At 72.6% G+C, this 3,368-nt stretch carries 2 protein-coding genes; one reads left to right on the plus strand and one right to left on the minus strand.

What is annotated here, in order from left to right; translation table 11 throughout:
* Nucleotides 1-26: 26 nt before the first annotated feature.
* Nucleotides 27-557, minus strand: coding sequence for a DUF1203 domain-containing protein (locus tag ACFXA3_RS39065; RefSeq protein ID WP_385195571.1), 531 nt, complete (start codon nucleotides 555-557; stop codon nucleotides 27-29).
* A gap of 140 nt (nucleotides 558-697) precedes the next feature.
* On the opposite strand from ACFXA3_RS39065, the gene pepN reads away from it, so the two are divergent.
* On the plus strand, nucleotides 698-3,277 hold the full coding sequence (gene pepN / locus ACFXA3_RS39070; RefSeq protein WP_385195574.1) for an aminopeptidase N: 2,580 nt from the start codon (nucleotides 698-700) through the stop codon (nucleotides 3,275-3,277).
* Nucleotides 3,278-3,368 lie beyond the last annotated feature (91 nt).

Raw genomic sequence — 3,368 nt, forward strand, 5'->3', positions numbered from 1 at the left:
CGCCCCTCCGCCGCGTCCGGGCCCGGTCAGTACGGCCTGCGGACCTCGAACAGGAAGCAGCCGAACTCGGTGGCGCGCACGTGCACGAGCGCGGCCGCCGGGTCGGCGAAGGCCTCCGCCAGGGCCTCGTCCAGGTCCGCGTCCGGCTCCTCGCCGAGCAGCAGGGCGCGCCCGCCGAGGATGCGTCCCCCGGCGTCGTAGCGGCGCACCGTGCGCAGGGCCCCGGGCTGGGCAAAAGGATGGCCGGGCCCGGCGGCCGCGTCCGGGCCGCCGCAGTCGGCGGCGTGGACGAACACCGGGCCCTGCTCGTCGTAGGCGCCCGGGTCGGCGCCGGTCCCGGCGGCCCAGCGGCGCAGCGGTGCGTAGGAGACGAGTGCGATCCGCTCCCCGGGGCGGCTGCGGCGCAGGCAGCAGCGCAGCGGGGCGCCGCCCTCGGGGTCCTCGTAGGGGCGGCAGGGCCGGCCGGCGTCGTCCAGGATCCGCAGGGCGGCGAGGGCGTCGGGAGCGACGGGGCGTACGGCGTGGAGCGCCGGTCGGGGCGCCGGGTGGGTGGTCATGCCGTCCAGAGTGCGGCCCCGGACCCGATCAAGCTGGCGGAAATCGGACGTCGCGTTTCGCCCGTGGATTACTCCGCCCACCTGATCGGCCCCGCGTGGAAGGATGGCCGGGCAACGTCACCATCAAAGGAGATGACCGCGTGCCTGGCACGAATCTCACCCGTGAAGAGGCTCAGCAGCGGGCGAAGCTGCTCACCGTCGACTCGTACGAGATCGAACTCGATCTCAGCGGTGCGCAGGAGGGCGGCACGTACCCCTCAGTGACCACCGTGCGGTTCCGGTCGGCCGAGGCCGGTGCCGAGACCTTCATCGACCTGGTCGCGCCCGCCGTGCGCGAGGTCGTCCTGAACGGTACGGCGCTGGACGCGGCCGAGGTCTTCCAGGACTCGCGCATCGCGCTGACGCACCTGGCGGCCGGCGCCAACGAGCTCCGCGTCGTCGCGGACTGCGCCTACACCAACACGGGCGAGGGCCTGCACCGCTTCGTCGACCCGGTCGACCAGCAGGCCTACCTGTACACCCAGTTCGAGGTGCCGGACGCGCGGCGCGTGTTCGCCAGCTTCGAGCAGCCCGACCTGAAGGCGACGTTCCAGTTCACCGTGACGGCCCCCGAGGGCTGGACGGTCATCTCGAACTCCCCGACGCCCGAGGCCGCGGACGTCAAGGACAACGTCTGGCGCTTCGAGCCGACGCCGCGGATCTCCACGTACATCACGGCGCTGATCGTCGGCCCGTACCACGCGGTGCACAGCTCGTACGAGGGCCCGGACGGGCAGTCGGTGCCGCTCGGCATCTACTGCCGTCCGTCGCTGGCCGAGTTCCTGGACGCCGACGCGATCTTCGACGTCACGCGCCAGGGCTTCGACTGGTTCCAGGAGAAGTTCGCCTACGACTACCCGTTCGCCAAGTACGACCAGCTCTTCGTCCCCGAGTTCAACGCGGGAGCGATGGAGAACGCGGGCGCGGTCACCATCCGCGACCAGTACGTCTTCCGCTCCAAGGTGACCGACGCGGCGTACGAGGTGCGCGCGGAGACGATCCTGCACGAGCTGGCGCACATGTGGTTCGGCGACCTGGTCACCATGGAGTGGTGGAACGACCTGTGGCTGAACGAGTCCTTCGCCACCTACACGTCGATCGCCTGCCAGGCGTACGCGGAGGGCTCGAAGTGGCCGCACGCGTGGACCACGTTCGCCAACTCCATGAAGACCTGGGCGTACCGGCAGGACCAGCTGCCGTCCACGCACCCGATCATGGCCGACATCCGTGACCTGGACGACGTCCTGGTCAACTTCGACGGCATCACGTACGCCAAGGGCGCCTCGGTGCTCAAGCAGCTCGTGGCCTACGTCGGCATGGAGGCATTCTTCAAGGGCGTGCAGGCGTACTTCAAGGCGCACGCGTTCGGCAACACGCGCCTGTCGGACCTGCTGGGCGCCCTGGAGGAGACCTCGGGCCGCGACCTGACCGCCTGGTCGAAGGCGTGGCTGGAGACGGCCGGCATCAACATCCTGCGCCCCGCAGTCGAGACGGACGCGGCCGGGAACATCACCGCGTTCGCGGTCCGCCAGGAGGCCCCGGCGCTGCCCGCGGGCGCCAAGGGCGAGCCCACGCTGCGCCCGCACCGGATCGCGATCGGTCTGTACGACCTGGACGGCGGCAAGCTCGTCCGCACGGACCGGATCGAGCTGGACATCGACGGCGAGCTGACCGAGGTGCCGGAGCTCCTCGGCCGCGCCCGGCCGGCCGTCGTGCTGCTGAACGACGACGACCTGTCGTACGCGAAGGTCCGCCTCGACGAGGTCTCCCTCGCCAACGTCACCGCGCACCTCGGCGACTTCACGGAGTCGCTGCCGCGCGCACTGTGCTGGGCCTCGGCCTGGGACATGACCCGCGACGGCGAACTGGCCACGCGCGACTACCTCGCCCTCGTCCTGGCCGGCATCGGCAAGGAGTCGGACATCGGCGTCGTCCAGTCGCTGCACCGGCAGGTGAAGCTGGCCGTGGACCTGTACGCCGACCCGGCGTGGCGGGAGCAGGGCCTGGCGGACTGGACCGAGGCCACGCTCCAGCACCTGCGCGGCGCCGAGCCGGGCAGCGACCACCAGCTGGCGTGGGCCCGCGCGTTCGCGGCGACCGCCCGCACCGAGGGGCAGCTGACCTACCTGTCCGCGCTGCTGGACGGGGCGGCCGAGGTCGAGGGCCTGGTCGTGGACACCGAACTGCGGTGGGCGTTCCTGGAGCGCCTCGTCGCCACCGGCGTCCTGGACGAGCCGGCCATCGCGGCGGAGCTGGAGCGCGACCGGACGGCGGCGGGCGAGCGCCACGCGGCCACGGCGCGGGCCGCGCGGCCGACGGCGGAGGCCAAGGCCGAGGCGTGGGCCTCGGTGGTGGAGTCCGCGGACCTGCCCAACGCGGTGCAGGAGGCCGTGATCGGCGGCTTCGTCCAGACCGACCAGCGCGAGCTGCTGGCCCCGTACACCGAGAAGTACTTCGCGGTGGTCAAGGGGATCTGGGAGAACCGCAGCCACGAGATCGCGCAGCAGATCGCGGTGGGCCTCTACCCCTCGCTCCAGGTCTCCGAGCAGACCCTCGCGGCGACGGACGCGTGGCTGGTATCGGCCGAGCCGAACGCGGCCCTGCGCCGGCTGGTCTCGGAGTCCCGGTCGGGCGTGGAGCGCGCTCTGAAGGCCCAGGCCGCGGACGCGGCCTCCGCCTGACCCGCACGCTCCCGGCCTCCGGCCCCCGGCCCGTTCCGGCGGGCCGGGGCCTGCCCGGTCGGCCCCGGTCAGCCCCGGTCAGGTCCGGGGC

Origin of the sequence: Streptomyces sp. NPDC059456 (assembly GCF_042750055.1) — a bacterium.
GTDB lineage: Bacteria > Actinomycetota > Actinomycetes > Streptomycetales > Streptomycetaceae > Streptomyces.

Bases quoted from the DNA above. Each gene is read 5' to 3' on its own strand.
- ACFXA3_RS39065 (WP_385195571.1), bottom strand. From the start codon at position 557: ATGACCACCCACCCGGCGCCCCGACCGGCGCTCCACGCCGTACGCCCC.